The organism is Methylocystis sp. ATCC 49242, assembly GCF_000188155.2.
In the GTDB taxonomy this organism is placed as follows: domain Bacteria; phylum Pseudomonadota; class Alphaproteobacteria; order Rhizobiales; family Beijerinckiaceae; genus Methylocystis.
The window spans coordinates 1297329-1322532 of record NZ_KE124774.1; the positions used below are offsets into that span (position 1 = coordinate 1297329).

Here is a 25204-nt window from a genome sequence, read left to right on the forward strand (position 1 = left end):
CGGCGACGCTCCGTCGCGCGGGCCCGGGGCCCGGTCGCCGTAAAGGCGAAAGCGCGGGGCGCCGCTGTGGCGGCAAATTCAACGCGACCATGATTCGGGGAGTCCCGCGCCGGTGTCCATGCCCGCGGGAGAAGCGGGTTTTCCCCGATAAAGAGGCGAATCGACGAAAGGCGAAGAGCGAGACCGATGGACAAGGTGCCCATGACAGCCCCCGGCTACGCCGCGCTCGCAGAAGAACTGCGCCGCCGGCAGCAGGAAGACCGCCCGCGCATCATCCAGCAGATCTCGGAGGCGCGCGCCCATGGCGACCTCTCGGAGAACGCCGAATATCACGCCGCCAAGGAAGCGCAGTCGCTCAACGAGGGCCGCATCGCCGAGCTGGAGGACAAGCTCTCGCGCGCCGAGGTGATCGACGTGTCCAAGCTCACGGGCTCGACCATCAAGTTCGGCGCGACAGTCACTGTCGTCGACGAGGACACCGACGAGGAAAAGGCCTATCAGATCGTCGGCGAGACCGAGGCCGACGTTAAGAGCGGCCGCGTCTCCATCACGAGCCCCATCGCCCGCGCGCTGATCGGCAAGACGGTCGGCGACACGGTGGAGGTGAAAACCCCCGGCGGCGGCAAAAGCTACGAGATATTGAAGGTCGCGTTTGTGTGACGGAGCCCGCTCGGGTCCTCTCCCCGCTAGCGGGGAGAGTAGTTTTGCGCCCCTCCTGCCGCCCGCGACCACCCTTCGCATCCTCTCCGACGGCCGCGCCGGCCATGAGGCGCAGACGCTGGGGATCGCCGAGGCGCTTGGCCTGACGCCCGACATCAGGCGCATCGCGCCTCGAAAATTCTACGACTGGATCGCGCCCTTCGGACCGCCCGACCCGCAGGACGCGCCAGCCTTCGCGCCGCCTTACCCCGACATCGCCATCGCCGCAGGGCGCCGCACGATACCCGCGCTGCGGCGGCTGAAGCGGGATTCGGGCGGCGCAACTTTCACGGTCTACGTCAACAGGCCGACGACCGGGCCGGGAACAGCCGACCTGATCGTCGCGCCCCGCCATGACCGCCTCTACGCCCCTAACGTCATTTCGGCGCTCACCCCGGCGAATCGCGTCACGCCCGAGCGCCTCGCCCGAGCGCGCGCCGCGCCCGATCCGCGCATCGCCGCCCTGCCCCGGCCCCGAGCCGCCATGCTGATCGGCAGCGCCGAGGGCGTTGTTTACGATCTCGATTTCATTGCGAGTTACCTGCTCGCCGCCGGCGAAAGCGTGATGGCGACGCCCTCCCGCCGCACGCCGCCGGAAATCTCACGAATGTTGCGCGGGGCGCTCTCCGCTCCGGGCGGCTATTTCTGGGGTGGCGAAGGCGAGAACCCCTATTTATCCATGCTCGCCAACGCCGACCGCATCATTGTCACGGGCGACAGCGTGAATATGGTGGGAGAGGCCGTCGCGACCGGCGCGCCGGTGCATGTCATCGAGCCCTTCGTGACGCGCAGAAAGCTCAGGGCCTATCTCGCCGCGCTGGAGAAAGCGGGCGCCATCCGCATCTGGAGCGGTCCTTTCGATGACTGGACCTACAAGCCGATCAACTCCACGCCGACGATCGCGCGCGGCGTCGCGGAAGCCTTCCGGCGCTTCGCGGCATGAGGCGGAGGGATTGCAGCGCGACGCATAATCGCTAGATTGCGGGCTCCTTCGAGGCCCCCAGCGAGTCCCAAATGTCAGCCCCACAACACGCGCGCGTCATCATCATCGGCTCCGGGCCGGCCGGCTATACGGCGGCGATCTACTCTGCGCGAGCCCTCCTCGAACCGATGCTGATCGCCGGCTTCGATCAGGGCGGGCAGCTCATGATCACCACCGACGTAGAGAATTACCCCGGCTTCGCCGAGCCCATTCAAGGCCCCTGGCTGATGGAGCAGATGCGACTGCAGGCTGAGCATGTCGGCGCGAAGCTCGTCTCGGATCACATCGTGGAAGCGCGGCTCGACAGGCGCCCCTTCACGCTCATCGGCGACAGCGGAAAGACCTATACCTGCGACGCGCTGATCATTGCGACCGGCGCCAAGGCGAAATGGCTCGGCCTGCCGAGCGAAGAGAAATTCAAGGGCTTCGGCGTATCCGCCTGCGCCACCTGCGACGGCTTCTTTTTCCGCGGCAAGAAGGTCGTCGTGGTCGGAGGCGGCAATACGGCGGTCGAGGAGGCGCTCTATCTCTCCAACCTCGCCTCGCATGTCACCCTGGTGCATCGACGCGACACGCTGCGCTCCGAGCGCGTGCTGCAGGAGCGCCTGAGCAAGCGCGAAAACATCTCCGTCCTCTTCGACCACGTCATCGACGAGATCACGGGCGACGACGAGCCGCCGACCGTTTCGGGCGTGAGGGTGAAGAACGTCAAGACCGGCGAGACGCAGACGCTCGACGTGGAGGGAGTCTTCATCGCCATCGGACATGCGCCGGCGTCCGAACTCTTCAAGGGTCAGCTTACCCTGAAGCCGTCCGGCTACATCGCCGTTGAGCCGGGCACGACGCGCACCAATATTGCGGGTGTCTATGCGGCGGGCGACGTCGCGGACGAGGTTTACCGCCAGGCGGTGACGGCCGCGGGGCTCGGCTGCATGGCCGCGCTCGAGGTGGAGAAGTTCCTGCTGGACGCGTGAGGAGAAAAAAACGTGACGGAACGCGTGATCTTCCAGAAGAAAGCCATGCCGATCGAGGTCGAGGCCGGCAAGACCTACTACTGGTGCGCCTGCGGACGCAGCGCCAAACAGCCGTTCTGCGACGGCGCCCACAAGGGCACGGGGATCGAGCCGGTCGCCTACAAGGCGGAGGCGACCGGCAAGGCTTTCTTCTGCGGCTGCAAGCACAGCAAGAAGGAGCCGCTCTGCGACGGCACACACAAGGAGCTGTGAGGCCGCCAAAACTCGGGCAGCCGGACCGCACCTAATCCTTCCCGCATGCGCGAGGGGAGCAATCCTCACTGGATCAAGATCACATGAGGAGTTCGCGCGATCCCCGGAAAGGCTCACGGATTCCCCTCCCCCCGCTTGCGGTGGGGAAGGGTTAGGGGTGGGGGGCTCGCGCAATGGGCAACAAATCCGACCGATCCGACCCGAGAACTTCCCGCGCCAGAGCGCTCAGACGCGACGCCACTCCGGCCGAGCGAAAACTCTGGTCACAACTGAAGCAGCTGGAAATCGCCGGCAGCCACTTTCGCCGCCAGGCGCCTATCGGGCCCTATTTTGCCGACTTCGCCTGTTATCGCACCCGCCTTGTTGTCGAAGTTGACGGCGAGCAGCACGGCATCGACGCGGCACGCCGCCACGACGAGGCCCGAACGCGTTTTCTCCAGTCGAATGGCTACCGCGTGCTACGCTTTTGGAACGCGGAAGTCCTGAGTAACCTCGAAAGCGTTGTGGACACGGTTTGCGCCGCGCTCTACCAAACACCCGAGCAGTAACCGTGTCCCCCCACCCCTGCCCCTCCCCGCCGCAAGCGGGGGGAGGGAAACGAGCCGCGCGACAACACCGCCCATGCCCGACCTTCTCCTTGAACTCTTTTCCGAAGAAATTCCCGCGCGCATGCAGCGTCAGGCGGCCGACGACCTCAGGCGGCTCGTCACCAATGCGCTCGTTGAGCGCGGCCTGACCTATGAGGGCGCGAGCGCTTACGCCACGCCGCGTCGCCTTGCTTTGCAGGTCGTTGGCCTGCCCGGCCGCCAGCCGGACGTGCGCGAGGAGCGGAAAGGTCCGCGCGTCGGCGCGCCGGACGCGGCCATACAGGGGTTTCTGAAAAGCGCGGGGCTGGCGTCGCTCGATCAGGCGAGGATCGAGAAGGACAAGAAAGGCGCGGAATTCTATCTCGCCGTCATCGAGCGCCCGGGCGCCGAGACGATTCAGGTGCTTGCGGAAATCCTGCCCGGAATCGTCAAGGGCTTTCCCTGGCCGAAATCGATGCGCTGGGGCGCGGCCTCGGAGCGCACGGACTCGCTGCGCTGGGTGCGCCCGCTCCATTCCATTGTCGCGACCTTCGGGCCAGAGACCGAAACCCCGGACGTCGTGCCTTTCGAGGTGGACGGGATCATCGCGGGCAATACGACGCACGGCCACCGCTTCATGGCGCCGGCGGCGATCCATGTGAAGCGCTTCGAGGATTATGCAATGTCGCTCGAGCGCGCCAGGGTCGTCATCGACCCCGAGCGCCGGCGCGACATCATCCTGCACGACGCGAAAGACCTCGCCTTCGCGCAGGGGCTGGAGCTGGTGGAGGACGCGGGCCTGCTGGAAGAAGTGGCGGGGCTCGTGGAATGGCCCGTGACGCTGATGGGCAGTTTCGACGAGAGCTTCCTCTCCATTCCGCCGGAAGTCATTCGCGCGACGATCCGCGTGAACCAGAAATGCTTCGTGCTGCGCAAGGACGGCAAGCTTACCAACCGCTTCATCCTCGTCTCGAATATCGAGGCGAGCGACCATGGCGCGACGATCGTCGCGGGCAATCAGCGCGTCATCGCGGCGCGCCTGTCGGATGCGAAATTCTTCTACGAGACCGATCTGAAGACAAAACTCGAAGACCGACTGCCGAAGCTCGATCAGATCGTTTTCCATGAGAAGCTCGGCACGCAGGGCGAGCGCGTGAAGCGCATTGCGGCGCTGGCGCGGGAGCTGGCGCCGATCGTCGGCGCCGACCCCGACAAGGCCGCGCGCGCCGCGACGCTCTGCAAGGCCGATCTCGTCTCGGAAATGGTTGGCGAATTCCCCGAGCTTCAGGGATTGATGGGCAGCTATTACGCGAGCGCGCAAGGCGAAGACCCGTCTGTCGCAAACGCCTGCTACGAGCATTACAAGCCGCAGGGCCAGGGCGACTATGCGCCCAAGGACCCGGTGTCCATCGCCGTGGCGCTGGCCGACAAGCTGGATACGCTCGTCGGATTCTGGGCGATCGATGAGAAGCCGACGGGAAGCAAGGACCCTTACGCGCTGCGCAGGGCGGCGTTGGGGGTGATCAGGATCATATTGGAAAATGAGCTGCGCTTGCAGGCGCTGCCAATTTTCGATTGTCAATACAATGTGTTCTCATTCCACGGCAAAACCCTGAAGGAAACCAGTGAAGGGATGGTCGGCACGAGCGCCATCAGCCTCCTCGAATTCTTCATCGACCGCCTGAAGGTCTACTTGCGAGACAAGGGCGCCAGGTACGATCTTATCGATGCGGCGCTCGGCGCCGTTGCGTTCGATGAGTCCGAGGAGGAGACTGCGAGCGCGGCGTTACAGGACGACCTGCTCATGATTACGAAAAAAGTTGAAGCGCTCGATAAATTTCTCGCAACCGACGACGGCAAGAACCTGCTCGCGGGCTACAAGCGCGCCGTCAACATTCTGAAAGCCGAAGAGAAAAAGGACGGGCCGCGCGCCTACTACCACCGCCATGCGCCGAACCTGCGCGTCGAGCCGCAGGAGCACAAGCTCGCCGCGGCCATCGCGCGGGCGCGCGAGGAGACGACTGAAAAGCTGGAGAAGGAAGATTTCGCTGGCGCCATGCGCTCGCTTGCGAAACTGCGCGATCCGGTGGACGCCTTCTTCGAGCATGTGACGGTGAACGCCGACAACGCCGATCTGCGCCTCAACCGCCTGCGCCTGCTCGCGGAATTGCGCCGCGTGATGATGGGCGTCGCGGATTTCGGGAAAATCGCGGGAGAGGCCGGGACGGCGTAAGGTGTCCGATTTCCTCGTCCTTCGGGATGCAAGCTTCGCTTGCTCCTCAGGAGGAGGAAATCCTTGTCCCCGTCCCTCATCCTGTGAGGTACGCCTGAAAGGCGCGTCTCGAAGGATAAAGGCGGCGTCCCTTACGCCCCATTCCCCGTGAAGGAGCGCGGCGCGGGCGAGATGATCTTCGCGGCGCCGCCGTTGATCTCCAGCACCGACAGGCCGCGCTCGTTCATGCCATCAGGGCGGAAGCGGAACACGCCGTCCGCGCCGTTGAAGCCCGACGGATTGGTGAGCACGCTTTCCGAATAGCGCTGCGACCCCTGCGTGCGCGAGAGGGCGATGGCCAAGGACACGGCGTCGTATGCGAGCGTCGCGATGCGCGCCGGGTCCGAGCCGAATTTCGCCTTGTAACGCTGCGCGAAGGCGTTGAAGCCGGCGTTCTCCGGCGCCGTGAACCATGCGCCCTGCAGGGCCGGCAGGGCGAGCGTGCGTGAGTCGTTCCACAGGCCGGTGCCGATGATCTGCACTTTCTTCGAGTCGAGGCCGTTGGCCACGAGCTCCTTCGAGACCGCCGCCATGGCGTCGGCCTGCTCGGGAATGAAGAGCGCGTCGAACTGGTCGCGCGCGGCCGCGAGGCGCTTCACCGACTCGGCGGAGGCGCCGGGCTTGTAACGCTCGATCATCGGGACACGCAGCCCGTGATTGGCGGCGCTCTGCTGGAACTGCGCCATCGCCAGCGTGCCGTAGTCGTTCTCCGGCACCAGCGCCGCAATGGACTTCTTGCCCTTTTGTGCGGCGAATTCGACGCCGCGCTCGACATAGCCCTCGACGAGGAAAGACAGGAGATAATTGCCTCGTCCCGCCGCCGAAGCGTCGGTCGAGAAGGCGATGACCGGGCGACTCGAAGAACGGGCGACCCGGCCCGCCTCCTTCACATCCGTCGCGAACACCGGACCGAGGATGATTTCGGCGCCCTCGTTGATCGCCGCCTGCGTCGCCGCGGCGGCTCCGGCGGGCGTCGAGCGGTCGTCTTTCACGAGGATCGTGACGTCGTTCGTGCCGCTGTCGGCATAAGCAAGCTTGGCGGCGTTGCGCAGCGACGCGCCGACCGAGGATGGGCCGTTCGCGCCGGTCAACGGCACGACAAGGCCGATCTTCACGGCGCCGTTGCCGATGACTTCGCCGGCGTCCGCCTGCTGATCGGTCGGGGCGGCGGGGCCGGCGGGCGCGCCGAGGCGCAGATCGCGCATACCCGGAATGCCCGGTCCTGTCGTGGGATTACAGGCCGCAAGCGCGACGACCGCGACGCATGCCGCAGCACGGAAGGCGGCGGAGACAAGGCTCTGGCGCGCGGTTCGAGAAATAGTCTTCATAAATAAACCAACCCCCTGCGCTCCGGCGGTCTTTGGCCGCGCCTGCGCCTTACCCCGCCGATAAGGTCCGTCTCCCCGGCGGAAAGTCAATAGATTACTCATTACGCAGCAATTGCGGCCTTGCGATGATTCGCGCTTTTGTTCTACAAAACGAACAAAAGATCATTTTTATAGAACGGCGCGTGCGGAGGAAACCTATGGCCAGCGACGTCGACTCCCCCTCCGCCGCGAGCTACACCGCCTTCGGCTTGCGCGCCGAGGCGGAAAAAATCGAACCGGGGCTTCATGTTGTCGCGACCCCTATCGGCAATCTGAAGGATATTTCCTTCCGCGCGCTGTCGACGCTCGCCGCCGCCGACGCGGTCATCGCCGAGGACACGCGCGTCACCAAGACGCTGCTGGCGCATTACGGCATATCGACGCCGCTCGTCGCCTATCACGAGCACAACGCCAGGGTGATTCGCCCGCATCTGCTGGCGCGGCTCGAGTCCGGGGCCAGACTGGCGCTGGTCTCGGACGCCGGCACGCCGCTCGTCTCCGACCCCGGCTTCAAGCTGGTGCAGGAGGCGCTGGAAAAGGGCCTGCATGTCACGGCCGTTCCCGGCCCTTCCGCGGTCCTCACGGCGCTGGTCGTCGCGGGCCTGCCGACCGACCGCTTCTTCTTCGAGGGTTTCCTGCCGCACAAGAGCGGATCGCGCCGGGCGCGGCTGGCGGAGCTGGCGCATGTGCCCGGCACGCTGGTGTTTTTCGAGAGCCCGCGACGGCTTGCGGAAACGCTCGAGGATTGCGCGGCGGCGCTCGGCCCCCGCAACGCCGCCATCGCGCGGGAATTAACCAAGATGTACGAGTCCGTGCGGCGGGGTCCGCTGGACGAACTCGCCGCCGCGCTGGCGCGGGAGGAGCCGCCTCGCGGCGAAATCGTGCTCCTCGTGGCGCCGCCCGAGGCCGGCGCGGCCGAATTGGCCGAGGCCGACCTCGACGCAAAAATCAACGAGGCGCTCGGCGCCTATTCGGTAAAAGACGCAGCCAGCGTCGTGTCCGCCGCCACCGGCCGGCCGCGCCGGCAGGTTTATGCGCGGGCGCTGCAACTTGCGGCGGAGCGGGAGAAGGCCCCTCCCCGACCCTGAGCATTTCCGCGAAAGAGCGGATTGAACACCCCTATTGCTGCGTTTACGCTGGCGCAGATTTTGAGCTTCGCTCCCGCGAGTCGGCGGGCGGCGCACAGGGAGAGGGACAGGCGTGATCGACGACAGGCGCGACGTCCGCCGCAACGCCTATGCCTATGGCCTGCGCGCCGAGACCGTCGCCACGCTCTGGATGCGCGCCCATCTCTATTCGATTCTCGATCGCAACTACCGCGTCAACGGCGGCGAAATCGACGTGATCGCCCGGCGCGGGAGCACCATCGCCTTCGTCGAGGTGAAGGCGCGCGGCGACCTCGATGACGCCGCCGTCGCCATCACGCCGCAGAAGCAACGCCGAATCGCGCGCGCCGCCAACCGCTGGGTCGCGACCCACCCCTGGGCGATGAACTGCACGCTGCGCGCCGACGCGATCTTCGTGGCGCCGGGGAAACTGCCGCGCCATGTGGAAAATGCGTTCGAGCTCGGGTTTGGGTAAACAACTCTTTATCAACACCCAGAGCGTTACCATTCGCGCAAGTGATTCCACCGCGCGAGACCCAATGCCCCTCACCCCAAAACTCGACACCGTCGCGCTCGCGAGGCGTATCCGCCTCGACGTCATCCGCATGACGAACCGCGGAAAAAGCTCGCATGTCGGATCAGCGCTCTCCATCGCCGACATTCTCGCGACGCTTTACGGCGCGGCGTTGAATGTCGATCCCTTCGATCCGCAAAATCCCGACCGCGACCGCTTCATTCTCTCCAAGGGCCATGCCGGCGCGGCCGTTTATGCGGCGCTGGCGGAGACGGGTTTCTTCGACGCGACGCTGCTGGAGCAGCACTATCAGAACGGCTCGATCTTCTCGGGGCATGTCTCGCACCAGGGCGTGCCGGGGGTGGAGCTTTCCACCGGCGCGCTCGGCCATGGGCTGAATGTCGCGACCGGCATGGCGCTGGCGGCGAAACGCGGCCGCGAGAACTGGCGCGCCTTCGCGCTGCTCGGTGACGGCGAATGCGACGAGGGTTCGACATGGGAGGCGGCGATGTTCGCCGCGCATCACAGTCTCGACAATCTCGTCGCCATCATCGACTACAACAAGCTGCAAAGCCTCGCGAGCGTCGCAGACACTCTCGCGCTGGAGCCATTCGCGGACAAATGGCGCGCCTTCGGATGGGCGGTCGAGGAAATCGACGGCCATGACCATTCGCAACTCCTCGACGCCTTCGACCGCCTGCCCTTCGCGCCCGGAAAACCCGACGTCCTCATTGCGCATACGACGAAGGGCAAAGGCGTGTCCTTCATGGAGAATCAGGTGGCCTGGCACTATCGCACGCCGCTCGGCGCCGATTTCGATCAGGCGATTTCGGAGCTGGAGTCGGCCGATGCGTGACGCCTTCATCGAGACGCTCACTGAACTCGCAGCCGAAGACCCGCGCGTCGTGCTCATCACCGGCGATCTGGGATATGGCGTGCTCACGAAATTCGCGGAGCGCTTTCCCAATCAATTCGTCAACGCCGGGGTCGCCGAGCAGAACATGACGTCCATCGCCGCTGGCATGGCGCTCGCGGGCTGGCGGGTCTACACTTATTCCATCGCAAATTTCCCGACGCTGCGCTGCCTCGAGCAGGTCCGCAACGACATCTGCTACCACGATTGCGACGTCACCATCGTCGCGGTGGGCGGCGGATTCTCGTATGGACAACTGGGCATGTCGCATTTCGCGACCGAAGACCTCGCCATCATGCGCGCGCTGCCGAACATGCGCGTCGTAGCGCCGACTGAGAAATGGGAGGCGCAGGATCTGACCCGCGACCTCGCGCGACAAAAAGGGCCGGCCTATCTGCGCATCGACAAGGACGCGGGCGGCATGGCGCGCCGCGAGGGCGAGCGCGCCACCGTCGGCAAGGCGCGTCGCGTGCGCGAAGGCGCGGACGCCACCATCATCGCGACGGGCGCAATAATGCGCGAAGCGCTCGCGGCGGCCGACAGTTTGTCGGCGCAGGGCGTCCAATGCCGCATCGAGGCGATGCACACGATCAAGCCGCTGGACGAAGAGGCGATCCTTTCGGCTGCAAGGGAAACCGGCGGGATCGTGACGCTCGAAGAGCACAACCGCGTCGGCGGCCTGATGGGCGCCGTTGCTGAAACGCTGGTGACGTCGGGCGCGCGGCCGGGGTTTTTCAGAAGCGTCGCGCTCGGCGACGTCTTCCCGACCATTGTCGGCGACCAGTCATATCTACGCGGACGCTATGGGCTGGATGCGATGACTGTTCAGGACGCCATTGCGAGCGCGCTTGCTACAGGCGCCCCTCTGAAGCGCATGGCGAGCTCGGGCTGAACAGCGATTAAGCAACACGTAGCGAAAACCGTCTCAATCGCCTATTGTGCAAGCAGCCTGCGGGGATCGAAAGCGTAAGGGTGGCGCCATGAAGGCCGCCAGCGGTGGTCCTTCCCTCTCGCCACGTGGGCGCCGACAATAGCGGCGTCAAGCCGGATTCGTATCCCGGGCGGGAGTCAACATGTTCAAACTGAAAACGATTTTGAATGGCCGGCGAAAAGTCGCGGCCATTCTGGGAGCGTTCGCCTGCGCGATGACGCTCGCCTTCGCGGGGCCGGCCTCGGCTGAGACGCCCGACGAGACCTACAAGGCGCTTGGCCTCGCCAAGTCCGCGTCGCCGAAGGAGCTCTACGAAGCGCTGACGAAGCGTTATCACGACGAAGCTCAGGGCGCCGGCAAGGGGTCGCTTGCGAAGTATTGGGAGCCGATCCCGATTTCGAAATATCTGAACCCCCAGAGCTTCTACAAGCCGCCACAGACCGTGGACGTCGACGCCTCGCGCGCGCAATGCGTCGAGTGCCATCAGCAGACCACGCCCGGCTGGACCCACAGCTGGCAAAAGAGCGTTCACGGCAATCTCGACGAGATCCGCAAGCTCCCCGACTCCGATTCACGCGCCTACAAGAAGGCGATGATCAAGGAGGTCGAGGACAATCTGCGTTCGATGGGAACGCTGAAGGCCGGCGAGAATCTGAAGGAAGTCGGCTGTATCGACTGCCACATGGGCGTCGGCAAGGACCACGGTCAGCACAAGGCCGAGCTGAAAATGCCCGACGCCGCGGCCTGCGGTCAGTGTCACGTCCAGCAATTCGCCGAGCGTGAATCGGAGCGCGACACCTTCACCTGGCCGCAGGGCCAGTGGAATCCGGGTCATCCCTCGCACGCTCTTTCCTACAAGGCGAATGTCGAGAACGCGATCTGGGCCGCGATGGAGCAGCGCGAAGTGGCCGAGGGCTGCACCTTCTGTCACACGCCGCAGACGACCTGCAACAGCTGCCATACGCGCCACGAATTCTCGTCGGTCGAAGCCCGCAAGCCGCAGGCCTGCGCGCAGTGCCACAACGGCGTCGACCACAATGAATTCGAAAACTACATGCTCTCGAAGCATGGCACGGTCTACCAGACCCGCGGCGACAGCTGGGACTGGAACGCGCGTCTCGCGGACGCGATGGAAAAGGGCAATATGAACGCCCCGACCTGCCAGTTCTGCCATATGGAATATGAGGGCAAGTTCACCCACAACATGGTGCGCAAGTCGCGCTGGGCCTTCCTGCCCATGCCGAAGATCGCCGACAATCTGAACCATCCGTGGTTCGTCAAGCGCAAGGAATCGTGGGTTTCGACCTGCTCGAACTGTCACTCCGACAGCTTCGCCCGCGCCTATCTCGACGACATGGACAAGGGCGTGATTTCCGGCATCAACATCACGGAGCAGGCGCGCAGCGTGCTCGTGAAGCTTTACAACGACAAGCTGCTGCCGGGTCAGACGACCAACCGCCCTGCTCCGCCTCCGACGGAGAAGGACGAGCCGGGCGCGTTCTTCCAGCTGTTCTGGCAGAAGGGCAACAACCCGACGGCGGTGGAATACGAGTTCGCCGAGATGTGGGAGCACCATCAGATCAAGCACTACAAGGCGCTCGCCCACATGAACCCCGGCGGATACACCTACTCCGACGGCTGGTCGCAGCTCATCAAGAGCGCGGCGAAGATCAACGACGAGGACACGCGCCTGCGTGAAGCCGCAGAGATCCGAGCCGAGCTGAAGCGCATCTCGGGCCAGAAGCGCGGCGATCTCTACGATCTCGACTCGCCGGCGCGCCGCGCCTGGGCGGCCGGGCTCGGCGGTCTCGCGGTGCTCATCGGCGCCGGCCTGTTGTTCCTTCGCGACAGAAAGAAGGCGTAAGGCGCCCCTCGCGTGAGAGGTGCGTAAACTTGACAAGCAATCCGGAGCCGTAACCCGGTTCTGGATTGCTTTTTTCTTTTTCCGACGCTCTCGCCTTCAGGACAGAGCGCGAGACAGAGGTTTGAACCTTTTATGAGAAAGACCATCGGCGCGGTGCTTATCGCAGTGGGCGTGGCCCTGCTCGGCTGGGTCGCCTATTCCACGCTGCATCCGGTCGCGCATTATACTTTCACCCTGGCGTCCGCCCGGGCCGACGCCGTGAAGGAGGTCGAAAACCTTGGCCTCGCGCCGGAGGCGTTGCAGCGTGTCGAGATTACGAGCCCCGAGGAGCGCCGCCCCCTCGCAACCGGGCTCGTTGCGCGCGACGAAACCCGCCTCGCGCCGATCGTCTGGCGCAACGAAGTGACGGAGCCGATCTTTTTCGCCGACGCCTCCGCCGCCGACATGACCAAGGTGCTGGCAGCCATCCGCGAACATGTCCCGGAGGACGCCGTCGTTCTCGCGTGGTGGGATTTCTCACGCGCCATTCGCGTCGCCGCAAAACGACAGGCGCCGCTCGACGACTCGCAGGCGCGCGGACTTCTCATCCCCCCCGCCTGGACCGGCGCGCGCGTCGACGAACGCGCCCGATGGGGCGCCGGCGCCAATCCGCAATCTGCGGAGTCGTTTGGCGAATTCATCGACGCGCTCACAGCGACGGATGAAGCGCAGGGCGCGGCGACGCTGAAAAAACTCGCCGGCGGCAAGCCCGCCTATGTGGCCGTGCATATTTCGGACGTCTGGAAAGCCGCGGCTGTGAAGCCGGACCGCTTCTCCATCGGCTTCAAGGATTTCGCCTCGTCGGGCGTTTCGCATGGCGTTATCAAATCCGCGCAGCAATGGATGCGCGAGCAAAAGGTGGAGGGAGGCTTCGCCGTCGAGCCGATAGGCGGCGCGACGCGGCTGCATTATTTCCAGCGCAAGGGCGACAGCGATGCGCTCATAGCGAAGCTCCTGCCCTTCTCGACGTCGAACCCAATGCAGCTCGACACGCTGGAACTCGTCTATCAGCATAAGGGCTGGTGGATATACCGACTGAAAGATTGAGGCGGAAAGTCCATCGCCGTCCGTGGCCGGCGCAGGATCGCAACCTCAATTTGCAGAAAGAGGAACATGCTCCGCGCTCGCCGGTTGACTCATTACGTCGCAAAAGTGGAGGCGCGTGATGAAACGACTTTACGTCACAACCGCGCTGTCGATTGCGCTCGCCGGCTGGTTGTCCGCAGCAGGCGCCGAACCTCGCAAGGATGACAGCGGCAAGGAACCGGAGAACGGCTATCAGCGCGATGACAATGGCTGGCGCCAACGCGCGGAAGCCGGCCGTCTCGGCTGCAAGACCGAGCGGAAATGGGATGGAGCTCGATACAGGGACGAGGTGACGTGCAAGGACGGCTCAAGCCCGCCCTTGCACCGCAACTGATGGCGTGAGGCGCCGCGCGGCCTAGCTGCTGCGCAGCGCTCCTGCGAGACGGGCGATTCCGTCCTCGATCTCTTTCTCGGTCAGCGCAACGAAACCAAGCATAAGCAGACGATCGCCGCCGTCATTCTTATCGAAGCGCAGCGCCGAACCGGTCGCGAGCGAGCAAACTCCGACGCCTGCAGTGAGCCCTCTCGCCTCGACCTCGGCGGCGTCCGGTAGACCCTCGGGCAGTTTCCAGACCAGATGCATGCCCGCCTGGTCGCCGAAGACCTCGCAGTGGCCGAAATGTTTCGCCAGCGCATTGAGCAGCGCATCGCGGCGCTCGCGATAGAGCTGACGGATGCGGCGCAGATGACGACCGAACTCGCCGCTGGCCATGAAGTCGGCCATGGCGGCCTGCTCCAGCCAGCTCTGGCCATTGTTCATGAGCATCTTCATGCGGCGGAAACTGTCGACGAGCCTGCGCGGCGCGACGACATAGCCGAGGCGCAGGCCAGGCCCCATGCATTTCGAGAAGGTGCCGAGATAAATGACGCGCTCGTTGCGATCGAGGCCCTTGAGCGCCGTCAGCGGCGAGCCGACAAAGCGGAAGTCGCTGTCGTAGTCGTCTTCCATGATGTAGGCGTCGTACTGCGTCGCCCATGACAGCAATTCGATTCGACGTTGCAGGCTCATCGTCACGCCGATCGGATATTGATGCGAGGGCGTGACATAGGCCACGGCGTCCCGCACATGCGGCAACCGCGACACGTCGAGTCCGTCATGGTCGATCGGCGCCGGATGCAGCTTGGCTCCGAGGCTCTCGAGCACGAAGGCCGCCCCTTGGTAACAGGGCGATTCGATCACCGCCGTCGTCCCGGGTTTCACGAGCAGACGGCCGACAAGATTGAAGCCGTCCTGACAACCGCCGACGATGATGATCTGGTCCGGATCGGCGATGACGCCGCGCGCCGGCGCTAGATGCTTGGCGATCGCCTGCCGCAGTTCGAGCAGGCCGGCCGGATCGTTGTAGCTGGTAAGCTTCGAGCCCGCGGTCTTGAGCCGGGCCTTGATGTGTTGCGACCACGCCTTCAGCGGGAAGGACCGCGGATCAGGACGACCGACCCAGAAGTCGGCCACGAGCCGGCGCCGGTCGGGGTCGGCTAGGCGATGGGTGCGTAGCGCGCCCCCGGGAGCGACGGGCTCGGGCTCATCCTCAGCCGCAGGCTCCGCCGCATGGCCGCCGCCATTGTTTGCGGACGACAGGAAGGCCGTGTCGGGCAAATCCGGCGAGACGAAAGTGCCGACGTAAGGCTTGGTGCGGATATAGCCTTCCGCAATCAGCCGCTCATAGGCAAGCACCGCAGTATTGCGCGACACGCCGAGCTGATTGCTCAGCTCACGCGTCGTCGGCAGCGGATCGTCTCCCCGAAGCTGCCCGTTGAGGATCATCGAGCGGATCTGGTCGAAGATCTGATTCTGCAGGGTCGATTTGTCCGACTCCCGCAGAAGTATCGACAATTGCACATGTCCGCTCCGAACAACGGGAACCGGACGACCTATCGTGGAAATGCCCATCATGTGCCTCCTGACACACAGATAAGAGGCGTTTGGTCCAATACATAGATCCACGCCCGATTGGCGCACTGGCGCCACGATACATCTTGCTGCGACCAAAGATCGCAACCAACGATGTGTCAAAAAACCTTTAACTGGCGCCATTAGCTTCCTGCGTTCTGGCGCTTTCTAACGGCCATTTTTTGGTCGAAGCTCTAATGGCGCAAAACAGCGCTCGGGGAGGATAAGAATGGCTCTGACTCACTCGCAAATCGTTCCGACCGCGTTTTGGGTCGGCTTTCTGGTGCTTGGCCTCATCACCAGTTCCTCTGGTCCGGAAAAGCGCCACAGCGCTCAGGCCACGCGCAGCGTCAAGGCGGCAAGGTCTTCACCGGCGCCCATCGGCGCAGTGGCAGCCGAGACGACGGCCCTGGACGCGCGCGACGCGAAGCCTTTGAAAGAGGCCGAACTCGCCGACTGACGGCGCTCCTCTTCCTCCCGACTTCCGGGCGCCGACATTGGCGCCTTTTTTGTTGCCTGGAACCGCTCGTTCAAGGTCTTTCGGCAGAGCGGCCAACCGGTAGTCCGCCGCCTTGATTTGATGAAACCGGCTTCCTATCTCTTCGACAAGGTGACGCTGACGGCGTGACCGAAGATGCGGCCCGAGCGCGGATGTAGCGACGGGCCGTTTCGCTGTGAGGAGGACGTCATGCCGGATGGCCTTGTGAAGCTCATGATTATCGGTACCCTCGGTTTCTTCGTGGGCGCCGCCCTCATCGGTTGGGCTTACGGCTGATCCCGTGTGGTCGGCGCAGAGGCCGCCTGCCCGGTTTTCGCTTCCTCTCGCATTTGCGCCAACCTCTTCCCGCCTCGCAAGGGTGCGACGTGAGTGAGCGCCGTGATCGACAGGAATCCGCCGATCCACGCGCCGACAGCCGCGAATAGAACATAGGCCCAGTTCGACGTGTAGCTGATGACCGCAAATGCGGAAAGCAGGTACCATATGCTGCTCCAGCTCGCGGCCGCAATTCGACGGCGCTCGGAAACGGCCGCATTGAAAAATACATAGACAGCGTCGGTGATCGCCGTCGATGCGACGACCCCTGCGGCAATCAATGGGTCGATCGTCGGGAAATCCATATGATCCTCCGCTTCTGCCTCAGCTCCGGCTGCCGTCGCCGCAAGCGAAACATTGTCGACGGGGTCGATCAAGCGGTCGCCGTGATGCTTGTGGACAAAGCGCCATCATCAAATATTTTGGCGGCCGCGCCCAAATCACGGACAATCCGGCGAGCATGAGAACGAAGGCGTCGGCGCTCCATCGCCAATTCCGCTTTCCCGCCGCCTCATCAACGATCGATAGCATGGATTTCGCCGACGGGCACAACGGCGCAGGCGCGCGCGGACTGACGGGCGACAAGTTCTCGCGCCCCCGGTTTCCCCACGGCGCGACACGCACTGAGAATGCGCCCGTTTATCCAGACCACGACAGTGAGACGCAAAATCCCTTCACGTGATTTGAATCGGTCCACCGTCTCGCCTGGCTGATTGATAGGCAGCAACTACCGGCTCGGGACCTTTGGAAAAACACAGGTGAGATCGTTAGCGACGCTCGCGCTCAACCTCGACGCCAAAGCGTGAAGCCAATTTCCACCAATCAACCCGCGTCGGCAATCAATCTGTCACTCCAGATGATGTAAATATCCGACTATGGAGCACCCAGCGTAATGCTTTCCATCAGCCGCCGCCAAATATCATCGCAAAGCTTCCCAACGCTGCGACGAGCATTGATATGGCTACGGCGTTGAAAATTTGCGGACGTATCATTTCTTAATTTCCATCGTTCCGCATAGAGCGACGATTGAAACTCGGATGCAATTCCCCAATTTGCCGCACCCGCCGATTTCGGAGATTTGAGACGCGCTCTTTTCTTTTTCACTTCAACGACAGGCGCGGGCTCGACCAGCGCCACAGTTCCCGAACGGATCGGAGTGCGCGCATGCGGGATTGTCGCCGGAGCGAGGACCCTCGCCGAACGGCGGTGATCGGAGAACCCGGGAGTGTGAGTAAAAAAACTCCGCAAATCGGCATATCATTTGCGGGCAACCGGCCTGCCGAACTTTGATCTTTTATTAGTCGCGCCCCAGAACGGCCGCCTTCACGCTCTCGTAGATGGCGGGCAACCCGCCATCCGGCTCGAACTGTTCAAGGAAGCTGCGCCGCTTCTCCTCTATTTTCGCCAAATGCGACGCAACACCCGGAAGTGCGCGCAGCATCTCCATCTCGGCCTCGACGGCGCGGATCAGCGACTCCGGCGCCGGATGGTAATTCCGCGGCGTCTCACGCGCGTTGTTGGTGAAAGTGAAGAAGTCTTTGAACTCGCGCTTCCAAATCGTATGATTGGTCAACGCGTCGCCGCGCGCTTTCTTGACAGCGAACTCCTCGAACGACTTGCACCAGTAATGCGCGAGCCTGCCGCTGGTAAAGACCGGATCAAGTTTCTTCTGCCGTAACGACCAGTCCAGCCTCGTGAAATCCGCGCGCGCCAGAAATCCGTCGGGCGGAATGTTCGGGTAATGGACGCGGTGCAGGGAGATGATGTCGCGTAGCCGCACCAGGCTTTTGATTCCCGGCCGCCCCTTCCCATGCGGAAAGCGCCTGCATAGGGGTCGCTGCTCATAGGCATAGACGTAGCCGCTGAAATACAAGAACCAGTTGAAGCAGATCGCGGAAGGAGCGCGCGCGGGGAAATGAGCCAGCGCATCGTCGATGAGCGCGCCGATCGAAAAACCATAATGCTCTGCGGGCACGAGGAACTCGTCGCCGTCGATCACCAGCGCCCATTCATGCTCCCACAGTTCCGGCAGAAGGTGCAGCGCGTGCGCATACACCTTTTGCTGCGGATCGTGCGGCCGGGCCGGATCCATTTTGTTGTCGATATAGGTGATGACGCCGTGCTCCGCGAGGCTGCGCAAAAGGCCTTCGGAGCCATCCAGATTATCGTTGGAATAGATGAACAGCGTGTCGAACCCTAGCACGCGGTAATGCGCCACCCATTCAAGCAAATAGGGACCTTCGTCGCGCATCGTCGCCACCACCGCGGCGCGACGGCTGGGCCGAATCTGGCGCAATTTGAAGGCGTTCAGCCAGTGAACCGCGCTCCAGCTTTCATGCCCGCGTGTTTCTGCGATCGCGTCCAGCGCTTCGTGCGCCACTTGCAACCTCGGGAGCGGCGCGCTCCGCAGGTGATGTTGCGCGTAGGAGTGGCGTTCGGCGGCGACAATGATGGTCTGAAGCAACGCCTGTTCGATTGGCGTGGTGGCCAGATCCGCAATGCCGGACTCGCGCGGGTCGCGTGCGAAGTTCAGCAGAGCGTTCAGCCGGGTCTGCGGAACATTCATTTCCCCGGCGAGCGCGGCGAGATTGCCCTCTCGCGGATTTGGCCCCAGCAAGTTTTCGAATAATGCGAACAGCCCATCCGGATCGCGCGTGCGGCGCAGGCCGGCTTGCGCCGTGGCGTTACCTGGGTTGATGCGCGCCGCTGCCGCGAACGCCGTGCGGGCGGCGGCGATCTCATGCCTCTCTTCCAGCAACTGGCCGAGTCGCAACTGCAGCGCCATGTTCCCCGGGACATGCGCAATAGCGTCGCGCAGAAGGTTGATGGCCTCCTCCAGCCTTCCGCGTCGAAAAAAGATCGTGGTCAACGCAACGAGCGCGCCCGCGTGGTGTGGGGCGAGCGTCAGAGCGGCGCGAAACGCCGCTTCTGCCGCCTCGTCAGGCCGGCGCGTTCTGAACAGCAAGTGGCCCAGATCCACGCGCAGTTCCGGATTGCCTGGCGCGAGTTCTATTTTAGCCTGCAATGCGGCAATCGTCTCGTTCTCTTCGCCCCGCTGTTTCAATGTTGCGCCAAGTGACGCGTAAGTCCCGGCGACGCTCGGGTCGATTGATTGCGCGATTTGGAAGGCGGCTGCGGCTTCGTCCCAGCGACCGAAATTCCCGAGCAGTTGCGCCGCCTGCACCTGCAACCCGGCGATTTCCGGCGCGATCCTGGCAGCCTTGAGCGCTACTTCCAACTCCTCCTCGCGCCGGCCCTGATGAAAATAAGCGGCGGCAAGTCCGTTCAGCGCGCCGATATGCAAGGGCATCAGGGCCAGGACCGCTTGAAACGCCCGTATCGCCTCCGCCGGCTCGCTATCTTGCACCCTCTCCCAACCGGTTTCGAGAAGCGCCTGGATCTCGGCGGCTCGGTCGTCGCGTTCCGACGCGCCGGCGGCGTCTATGTCCAAGGCGGTGATGCCGGCAATCTCCGTTACCCCCGCGGTCGGCTTGCTGGCGGGTATTGGCGGCTCGGGAACGCTCCCTATTCGACAAGGCGTCTCAGACATATTTCGAATTTGGCCGTGTTTCTGCCCAGCGCCATCAATGCCATATTTTATGTAAAATGACACGGATATGCGTGCGTCGCCAATGGGCGTCTACGGACATCAAAGCAATTCATTGAAAACGGGGGCGAATGGACGGCGCGGGTCGCGCAGAGTTTGTCGGATTAGCAGCCGGACGAAACGGGCGCAGTGATGCGGAGACGAAGAAACCCGCCATCGAGGCGAGGGAGGGTCGGTCGACGCATTGAGACCACGCAGAGGCGTGGGCCTCACAACGCGCCGCCATTTGCCGGGCCTCCTGTTTCCGCAGGATGCGACCGGTTCCTGGTGTTTTACGCTGAGGATCTGACATAAAATGGTGGGCGCGACAGGGATTGAACCTGTGACCCCTACGATGTCAACGTAGTGCTGACATATTTCCCTGAGTTTTCCCGTTGTTTCCCCATCTTTATAAGTTACTGATATTGACGCCGTTCCCCTTTACTTGTTTTATCCGCTTATGACTCGAATTTACCGCGAATTTCGTCCGCCTGCTTCCCCCATGCTTCCCCGGCGCGACCGCTGGGGTGGCTTCCCCCAGCGCAGGGCCCGCAGATGGCGAAGCTGACCAAACGGCTAATCGACGCCCTTCGGCCGCCGGAATCGGGCGACCTCTTCGTTTGGGATGGCGAACTGAAGGGCTTCGGCGTGCGGGTGAAGCCGTCAGGAGCCGGCGCCTACATCATCCAATATCGAACGCCGATCTGGCGGACCCGCCGGCTGGCCTTCGCTAAGGTCGGAACGATCACACCAGAAGAGGCGCGCGCGAGAGCACGGCGCTTGCTTGCCGACGCCGCTGAAGGCGGCGACCCTTCGGCGGAACGGCATGAGGCGCGTTCCGCTTTGACGGTCGCCGAATTGTGCGACCAGTATCTCGAAGCCGCGCGCGCCGGCCTCGTCCTGACCCGGTTCCGCAAGCCAAAGCGTGCGTCAACGATCGCAATCGACGAGGGGCGAGTTGCGCGACATATCGCCCCCCTCATCGGCAAAAAGGTCGCGTCCAAGATCACCCGCGCCGACTTGCAGCGCATGGCGGACGCGATCGCAGCGGGAAAAACCGCTGCCACGATAAGGACGAAGATGCGCGGCGTCGCACGCGTCGAAGGGGGCGCCGGGACAGCGGCACGTGTCGTTGAGCTGATCGGCGGGATTTGGAGCTGGGCGGAAAAGCGCGGACTGGTCGAAGGCGCCAACCCGGCCCGCGGCGTCGAGACTCATCGGGGGGACGCCAAAGACCGAATCCTCACGGCGGAAGAACTGGCGAGGCTCGGCGTCGTGTTGCGTGAGCAAGAGGCAGTCCGGCCGGCGCCCGTCGCGGCCCTGCGGATCATCGCTTTGACCGGCGCCAGACGCGAAGAGATTTGCAGCCTGAGGTGGAACGAAATAGACGCGGCAAATTCATGCCTGCGTCTTCAAGAGACAAAAACGGGCCGCTCCATGCGGCCGATCGGTCGCGCAGTGTTGGACTTGCTGGCCACCCTGCCCCGTGCCGGCGATTTTGTTTTTCCAAACCGAACGGGAGACGGGCACGCCGATATGAAAAAGGCGCTCGCCGACCTCTTCGACGCCGCCGGTTTGAAAGACACTCGGTCGCATGATCTTCGCCGGACCTTCGCCTCCGTCGCCGCCGATGAGGGATATGGAGACGCCACGATTGGGGAGCTGCTTGGCCATGCCCGGCGCGGCGTGACCGCGCGTCACTACATTCGCCGTCCCGACGCGGCGCTTGTTGCCGCCGCCGATCGCGTGTCGGCGTGCATCTCCGCCATGCTCGATGGCCGCGAGGCGGAGATCGTCGAGCTACGCAGGAAGGCGACAGGCAATGAGCACGGATGAGACCCTAGACCCGCCAGTGACGCCCCTTGAACAAAGCGCGGCTCGCGCCGACGGGATAACTGTTTCCGAAGATCGAGAATGGCGGCTCGCACTTATAGAGTTGCAAGGGCGTGCGGGCGGGCCTCCTTCCGCCGCGCGACTCGCCGCGCTAATGCGTCGGGGGCGGGGTGTGCCGCCGATGGTAGCAGTTGCTTTGGCTGATTTTCTGGACGGGAATGATGGGAGATTGCCAGTCGTTTTGGAGCCTCACAAAAACGGAAGCCACACCGGCAGAATGCAGAGAGTGCGAAATCATGAGGACCGCGTTCGAATCGGCTTGGAAATTATACGCGATCGCGAATCGGGCATGACCGTTGAAGAGGCTGTTGCGAAGCGCGTGAGAGGCGGCAAGCAGGAGCGATCCTACCTCTTCAAGTGCTACAATGCGGCGCGGGTGAGGATATGCGATCCGACGAAATTTGAATGCATAACTGACCCCGAGGAAATTAATCGTATCGGGAGAGTCCACGCGAATTTGAAAAACGACGCGGACTGACAAACGGGAAAACGTGCGTAAATTCGTGAGCCGTTCCACAAAACGAGGAATGGCATATGGTCACGCAGCAATTTCTTCGCCGCAAACAGGCCGGCGAATACCTCAAATCGAAATACGGTTTCGGCTCTGAAAAGACGCTCGCGAAGTTGGCGACCGTCGGCGGCGGTCCTTTGTTCCGCAAGGCCGGAAAGGCGGTTCTTTACGAGATCGACCTTCTTGACGCCTGGGCGCTGCGCAAGATCAGCGCTCCGATGGCGTCAACGAGCGACCGGCCCGAGGCCGCCTGATTCATGGCGCCCTTAAAAATGAGAAAGCCGCCCCGGCGAGACGCTGGCGGCGACCTTCAAAAGGACTTGCTTCCCGGCGCGTCCGACGTGCGAAATACCAAACCAGAAGCCTCCGCGCAATCGGTCGCAGATCGTCGCCTTTATCGGCTCCGCCCCGTCTCGCGCGACCCGTCCGACGGCGAGCTGGTGGACCCTCGATACCCCGCGTGGTGGGCGACGATCGTTCGGCTTACGGACGGTCAGCGTCGAGTCATCTTCAGGTATGGCCGCTGGTCCGCCGGGGCGCCCCGCGACCGGGACAGCGTGCTGCATTCCATCTGGCTGGAAGGCGACCGCGCGGCGGCGCGAGCGCCTGACGGTCCAGGATGGCTCTTGGACTTTTTGCGCGGCATCGTCTTGCCGGCGAGGCCATGCCGATGACGCTTGCGCCCTCGCCCCCCTGGCGTCGCCAGCCGTCGCCGCCTCCCGCCCCCACTGGCGACGCCCCGTCGCCGCTCGCTGTCGCGCTCGACTACATCGAGCGGGGCTGGTCGCCGATCCCGATTGGTTTCCGATCGAAAGCGCCATCACTCCCCGGCTGGACGGACCTCCGGATCAGCGCCGACGAGGCGTCACGCTATTTTAACGGCGCGCCGGCCAACATCGGAGTTGTATTAGGCCAAAACTCATCGGGCCTGAGCGACGTTGACCTTGACTGTCCCGAGGCCATCGCGGCCGCGCCGTATTTCCTTCCAAAAACCGCAGCGATCTTCGGTCGCGAGACGGCGCGCGCGTCGCATTGGCTCTATTACACTAACTCAGCTAGTGTAAATCTTTCCGCCAACGTCTACTTTGACGATCCGATCGCCAAGGAGCGTGGCGCAAAGGCGCGCCTTGTCGATTTGCGGCTTGGGCCGAAAGTCCAGACAGTCTTTCCGGGCTCGGCACACGAAGACACAAGCGAGCCGATCGCTTGGGAGCCGGGATGTGACGGCGAGCCTGCGCGCGTCGAATGCGACGACCTTTTGCGTCGCGTCGAGCGCCTCGCCGCATGCAGCTTGTTGGCGCGGCATTGGCCCGCGCATGGCGCGCGCCATGATGCGCGCCTCGCCGTCGCTGGCGTCCTAGTCCGCGCCGGATTTTCGGAGAGCGAGAGCAAACTTTTTGCCGAGGCGCTCGCCCGCGCTGTCGGCGACGAAGATGCGAGAGACTTCGCGGCGGCGATCCGAAGCACGTATGCGCGGGCGAGCTCGGGCGAAAAATTCTCGGGTTTGCCGAGGGCGTGTGACGTCTTCGGCGATGCGATCGGGCGCGCCGTGGCGGATTGGCTTCGTCTCGACGAGAGCGGCGCCGACTTCGGATCGACAGGGCATCTCGGGCCGAAACCGCGCGCGACGATCGTCCAGGACGGCGTGACAGCGGACGCCGAGACAGGCGAGATTTTGTCGCAGCCGGCGGACCCGCTAGCGGGCGTCTGCTTCGATGGCGCCACGAAGCTCGAGCCGCCGCCGCAGCTCGTGAAACGGTTGCTTCCGCTCCGTGGCGTGACCTTCCTCGGCGGACAAAGCGGCGCCGGAAAAACTTTCATCGCCGTTGACCTTGCCACGTCGCTCGGCAGCGGAGAGCCGTTTTTCGGACACAAGGTCGCCGAGCGCGTCGGCGTAGTCTTTCTCGCGGCCGAGGGTGCGGCGACGCTGGCGGCGCGTATTCACGTCGCGCGCCAACAGAAGACGACCGGCGAGCCGCTTCCGATCGCGTGGATTGATGGTGTCGGCAACCTGTCTGACTCGCGCGACCTCAACGCCGCCATTGCCAAACTGCGCGCCGTCGCCGAGCGTATGAACACGGACCATGGCGTGAGACTGGGCGCCGTCGTTATCGACACGCTCGGCGCGGCCTTCGCGATGCAGGACGAGAACGCCTCAGCGGAGGCAAATCGCATCATCGCCGCGATGAGGCGCATCGGCGACGCCGTCGGCGCCGTGGTCATTCCGGTTCACCACTTCGGCAAGGCGACCGACACCGGCTTGCGCGGCGCGTCGGCATGGCGCGGCGGCGCGGACGCTATCCTGTCCGTTTTGGCAAACCGCAACGAAGTTACCGGCAAGGTCTCGGATCGGCGCCTGGCGCTGGCGAAATCGCGCGTCGGCGAAGAGGGCGAAATTTCGGCCTTCGAGCTGCGCTTCGTGGAGCTGGGCGCCGACGAAGACGGCGAGCCGTATGGCGCCTGCTACGTGGAGCCGACGCAAGCCGCGGATCGCGTCGAAACCGCGCCGCGCATGACCCGGCCGGCGCGAGCGTATCTCTCGGCCCTACAAATCGCAGTTGGCGACAAGGGAGAGACGACACGGCCGTTCGGCATGGATGGACCGGAAGTGCGCGCCGCAGAGCGCGAGGACGTTCGGCGTGAATTTTACGCGGCGTGGCCCGCCGACGGCGACACGGTCGAAAAGCAGCAAGCCGCAAAGCAAAAGGCATTTCGGCGCGGCGAGGCTGAATTGTTGACCGGCCATGCGATCGCAGTCCGCGACGACGGCGCCCGCACTCTCGTCTGGCAGGTCTCAGACGATGAATAGACCCCACGGACACGGACAAAGCACCCGGACAAGGACGCACCCCTTATGGGGTGCTGTCCGGTCTGTCCGGCTAATTGCTCGCGACAAAACGGACAAATGTCCGGCTTGTCCGGCTTGTCCGGCAAAAACAGAAAA

General features: G+C 63.8%; 22 protein-coding genes. 18 read left to right on the forward strand and 4 right to left on the reverse strand.

The window, feature by feature from the left end:
• Positions 1–186: 186 nt before the first annotated feature.
• The 6 genes from greA to glyS all read left to right on the forward strand — a co-directional run bounded on the left by greA (position 187) and on the right by glyS (position 5706).
• Complete coding sequence (gene greA / locus MET49242_RS08355) at positions 187–660, forward strand: transcription elongation factor GreA (protein ID WP_036282292.1); 474 nt, start codon at positions 187–189, stop codon at positions 658–660.
• Positions 653–1642, forward strand: coding sequence for a mitochondrial fission ELM1 family protein (locus tag MET49242_RS08360; RefSeq protein ID WP_084678939.1), 990 nt, complete (start codon positions 653–655; stop codon positions 1640–1642). Before greA ends, MET49242_RS08360 begins: the two co-directional genes overlap by 8 nt.
• Positions 1643–1713: 71 nt before the next feature.
• Positions 1714–2655, forward strand: a complete 942-nt coding sequence (gene trxB / locus MET49242_RS08365; protein WP_036282295.1) for a thioredoxin-disulfide reductase — start codon at positions 1714–1716, stop codon at positions 2653–2655.
• Between the two features lie 12 nt (positions 2656–2667).
• The gene (locus MET49242_RS08370; RefSeq protein ID WP_036282297.1) at positions 2668–2907 is read left to right on the forward strand and encodes a CDGSH iron-sulfur domain-containing protein; all 240 of its coding nucleotides are present in this window, start codon (positions 2668–2670) and stop codon (positions 2905–2907) included.
• Positions 2908–3080: 173 nt separating this feature from the next.
• Positions 3081–3455: an endonuclease domain-containing protein gene (locus MET49242_RS08375; protein ID WP_051134081.1), complete on the forward strand. Its 375-nt coding sequence runs from the start codon at positions 3081–3083 to the stop codon at positions 3453–3455.
• Positions 3456–3528: 73 nt separating this feature from the next.
• On the forward strand, positions 3529–5706 hold the full coding sequence (gene glyS, locus MET49242_RS08380) for a glycine--tRNA ligase subunit beta (RefSeq protein WP_036282299.1): 2178 nt from the start codon (positions 3529–3531) through the stop codon (positions 5704–5706).
• A gap of 131 nt (positions 5707–5837) precedes the next feature.
• Here the strand turns inward: glyS and MET49242_RS08385 are convergent, their stop codons facing one another.
• Positions 5838–7073, reverse strand: coding sequence for an ABC transporter substrate-binding protein (locus MET49242_RS08385; RefSeq protein ID WP_036282301.1), 1236 nt, complete (start codon positions 7071–7073; stop codon positions 5838–5840).
• Between the two features lie 197 nt (positions 7074–7270).
• On the opposite strand from MET49242_RS08385, the gene rsmI reads away from it, so the two are divergent.
• The 7 genes from rsmI (at position 7271) to MET49242_RS08420 (ending at position 13899) form a co-directional block, all read left to right on the forward strand.
• Positions 7271–8200: a 16S rRNA (cytidine(1402)-2'-O)-methyltransferase gene (gene rsmI / locus MET49242_RS08390; RefSeq protein ID WP_036282302.1), complete on the forward strand. Its 930-nt coding sequence runs from the start codon at positions 7271–7273 to the stop codon at positions 8198–8200.
• 112 nt (positions 8201–8312) lie between these two features.
• Entirely contained in the window at positions 8313–8693 is a 381-nt protein-coding gene (locus MET49242_RS08395; protein ID WP_036282303.1) for a YraN family protein, read from the forward strand.
• A gap of 64 nt (positions 8694–8757) precedes the next feature.
• Positions 8758–9588: a transketolase gene (locus MET49242_RS08400; protein ID WP_036282306.1), complete on the forward strand. Its 831-nt coding sequence runs from the start codon at positions 8758–8760 to the stop codon at positions 9586–9588.
• A complete protein-coding gene (locus MET49242_RS08405; RefSeq protein ID WP_036282307.1) occupies positions 9581–10537 on the forward strand; it encodes a transketolase family protein in 957 nt (318 codons plus the stop codon). Before MET49242_RS08400 ends, MET49242_RS08405 begins: the two co-directional genes overlap by 8 nt.
• 181 nt (positions 10538–10718) lie before the next feature.
• The gene (locus MET49242_RS08410; RefSeq protein WP_036282308.1) at positions 10719–12440 is read left to right on the forward strand and encodes a multiheme c-type cytochrome; all 1722 of its coding nucleotides are present in this window, start codon (positions 10719–10721) and stop codon (positions 12438–12440) included.
• Positions 12441–12572: 132 nt separating this feature from the next.
• A complete protein-coding gene (haoB, locus tag MET49242_RS08415) occupies positions 12573–13526 on the forward strand; it encodes a hydroxylamine oxidation protein HaoB (protein ID WP_036282309.1) in 954 nt (317 codons plus the stop codon).
• Between the two features lie 118 nt (positions 13527–13644).
• Positions 13645–13899, forward strand: a complete 255-nt coding sequence (locus MET49242_RS08420; RefSeq protein ID WP_036282311.1) for a hypothetical protein — start codon at positions 13645–13647, stop codon at positions 13897–13899.
• A gap of 21 nt (positions 13900–13920) precedes the next feature.
• On the opposite strand, the gene MET49242_RS08425 is transcribed toward MET49242_RS08420, so the two are convergent.
• On the reverse strand, positions 13921–15456 hold the full coding sequence (locus MET49242_RS08425) for a PLP-dependent aminotransferase family protein (protein ID WP_036282314.1): 1536 nt from the start codon (positions 15454–15456) through the stop codon (positions 13921–13923).
• Positions 15457–15685: 229 nt separating this feature from the next.
• Between MET49242_RS08425 and MET49242_RS08430 the strand changes: the two genes are divergently transcribed.
• Positions 15686–15916, forward strand: coding sequence for a hypothetical protein (locus MET49242_RS08430; RefSeq protein ID WP_036282318.1), 231 nt, complete (start codon positions 15686–15688; stop codon positions 15914–15916).
• A gap of 305 nt (positions 15917–16221) precedes the next feature.
• On the opposite strand, the gene MET49242_RS08435 is transcribed toward MET49242_RS08430, so the two are convergent.
• Both MET49242_RS08435 and MET49242_RS08445 read right to left on the reverse strand, forming a co-directional pair.
• Entirely contained in the window at positions 16222–16575 is a 354-nt protein-coding gene (locus MET49242_RS08435) for a hypothetical protein (RefSeq protein ID WP_227968418.1), read from the reverse strand.
• Between the two features lie 992 nt (positions 16576–17567).
• Positions 17568–19820: a tetratricopeptide repeat protein gene (locus tag MET49242_RS08445; protein ID WP_084678940.1), complete on the reverse strand. Its 2253-nt coding sequence runs from the start codon at positions 19818–19820 to the stop codon at positions 17568–17570.
• Positions 19821–20411: 591 nt separating this feature from the next.
• Here MET49242_RS08445 and MET49242_RS08450 point away from each other — a divergent pair.
• The 4 genes from MET49242_RS08450 to MET49242_RS08470 all read left to right on the forward strand — a co-directional run bounded on the left by MET49242_RS08450 (position 20412) and on the right by MET49242_RS08470 (position 25069).
• Positions 20412–21692, forward strand: a complete 1281-nt coding sequence (locus tag MET49242_RS08450; protein ID WP_036282322.1) for a site-specific integrase — start codon at positions 20412–20414, stop codon at positions 21690–21692.
• On the forward strand, positions 21679–22227 hold the full coding sequence (locus tag MET49242_RS24825; RefSeq protein WP_144259526.1) for a hypothetical protein: 549 nt from the start codon (positions 21679–21681) through the stop codon (positions 22225–22227). Before MET49242_RS08450 ends, MET49242_RS24825 begins: the two co-directional genes overlap by 14 nt.
• A 56-nt stretch (positions 22228–22283) precedes the next feature.
• A complete protein-coding gene (locus MET49242_RS08460; RefSeq protein ID WP_036282325.1) occupies positions 22284–22514 on the forward strand; it encodes a hypothetical protein in 231 nt (76 codons plus the stop codon).
• 365 nt (positions 22515–22879) lie between these two features.
• Complete coding sequence (locus MET49242_RS08470) at positions 22880–25069, forward strand: AAA family ATPase (protein ID WP_084678941.1); 2190 nt, start codon at positions 22880–22882, stop codon at positions 25067–25069.
• Positions 25070–25204 lie beyond the last annotated feature (135 nt).

Bases quoted from the DNA above. Each gene is read 5' to 3' on its own strand.
- greA (WP_036282292.1), top strand. From the start codon at position 187: ATGGACAAGGTGCCCATGACAGCCCCCGGCTACGCCGCGCTCGCAGAA.
- trxB (WP_036282295.1), top strand. From the start codon at position 1,714: ATGTCAGCCCCACAACACGCGCGCGTCATCATCATCGGCTCCGGGCCG.
- MET49242_RS08375 (WP_051134081.1), top strand. From the start codon at position 3,081: ATGGGCAACAAATCCGACCGATCCGACCCGAGAACTTCCCGCGCCAGA.
- glyS (WP_036282299.1), top strand. From the start codon at position 3,529: ATGCCCGACCTTCTCCTTGAACTCTTTTCCGAAGAAATTCCCGCGCGC.
- MET49242_RS08385 (WP_036282301.1), bottom strand. From the start codon at position 7,073: ATGAAGACTATTTCTCGAACCGCGCGCCAGAGCCTTGTCTCCGCCGCC.
- rsmI (WP_036282302.1), top strand. From the start codon at position 7,271: ATGGCCAGCGACGTCGACTCCCCCTCCGCCGCGAGCTACACCGCCTTC.
- MET49242_RS08400 (WP_036282306.1), top strand. From the start codon at position 8,758: ATGCCCCTCACCCCAAAACTCGACACCGTCGCGCTCGCGAGGCGTATC.
- MET49242_RS08405 (WP_036282307.1), top strand. From the start codon at position 9,581: ATGCGTGACGCCTTCATCGAGACGCTCACTGAACTCGCAGCCGAAGAC.
- MET49242_RS08410 (WP_036282308.1), top strand. From the start codon at position 10,719: ATGTTCAAACTGAAAACGATTTTGAATGGCCGGCGAAAAGTCGCGGCC.
- haoB (WP_036282309.1), top strand. From the start codon at position 12,573: ATGAGAAAGACCATCGGCGCGGTGCTTATCGCAGTGGGCGTGGCCCTG.
- MET49242_RS08420 (WP_036282311.1), top strand. From the start codon at position 13,645: ATGAAACGACTTTACGTCACAACCGCGCTGTCGATTGCGCTCGCCGGC.
- MET49242_RS08425 (WP_036282314.1), bottom strand. From the start codon at position 15,456: ATGGGCATTTCCACGATAGGTCGTCCGGTTCCCGTTGTTCGGAGCGGA.
- MET49242_RS08430 (WP_036282318.1), top strand. From the start codon at position 15,686: ATGGCTCTGACTCACTCGCAAATCGTTCCGACCGCGTTTTGGGTCGGC.
- MET49242_RS08435 (WP_227968418.1), bottom strand. From the start codon at position 16,575: ATGGATTTCCCGACGATCGACCCATTGATTGCCGCAGGGGTCGTCGCA.
- MET49242_RS08445 (WP_084678940.1), bottom strand. From the start codon at position 19,820: ATGTCTGAGACGCCTTGTCGAATAGGGAGCGTTCCCGAGCCGCCAATA.
- MET49242_RS08450 (WP_036282322.1), top strand. From the start codon at position 20,412: ATGGCGAAGCTGACCAAACGGCTAATCGACGCCCTTCGGCCGCCGGAA.
- MET49242_RS24825 (WP_144259526.1), top strand. From the start codon at position 21,679: ATGAGCACGGATGAGACCCTAGACCCGCCAGTGACGCCCCTTGAACAA.
- MET49242_RS08460 (WP_036282325.1), top strand. From the start codon at position 22,284: ATGGTCACGCAGCAATTTCTTCGCCGCAAACAGGCCGGCGAATACCTC.
- MET49242_RS08470 (WP_084678941.1), top strand. From the start codon at position 22,880: ATGGCTCTTGGACTTTTTGCGCGGCATCGTCTTGCCGGCGAGGCCATG.